Raw genomic sequence first — 596 nt, 5'->3', positions numbered from 1 at the left:
CGCAGACCTTCTTCCATAGCGATCGGGTTGATCAGCTTAACAGTGATCGACACGTTGTCGCCTGGCATAACCATTTCTTTGTCCGCTGGCAGTTCGATCGAACCGGTCACGTCGGTGGTACGGAAGTAGAACTGTGGACGATAGTTGTTGAAGAACGGAGTATGACGGCCGCCTTCGTCTTTCGACAGAACATAGATCTCGCCGGTGAAGTGGTTGTGCGGCTTGATCGAGCCTGGCTTCGCCAGAACCTGACCACGCTGTACGTCTTCACGCTTGGTGCCGCGCAGCAGCAGACCAACGTTGTCGCCGGCTTGACCCTGGTCCAGCAGCTTGCGGAACATTTCCACGCCGGTGCAAGTGGTCTTGACGGTGTCGGTGATACCAACGATTTCGATTTCTTCGCCGACTTTGATGATACCGCGCTCAACGCGACCGGTAACAACGGTGCCGCGGCCCGAGATCGAGAACACGTCTTCCACTGGCATCAGGAAGGCGCCGTCCACTGCGCGCTCTGGCGTAGGGATGTAGCTGTCCAGTGCGTCGGCCAGAGCCATGATGGCTACTTCGCCCAGAGGACCGGTGTCGCCGTCCAGTGC

At 58.2% G+C, this 596-nt stretch carries 1 protein-coding gene; it reads right to left on the bottom strand.

Annotated elements, in window-relative coordinates; translation table 11 throughout:
• On the bottom strand, window positions 1–596 hold a 596-nt coding region (locus AC07S4_RS30380), incomplete at both ends, for an EF-Tu C-terminal domain-related protein (protein ID WP_494990134.1).

It is taken from the genome of Pseudoduganella sp. GW821-FHT05F09 (assembly GCF_059419605.1).
This window is presented reverse-complemented; position numbering and strand designations above follow the sequence as displayed.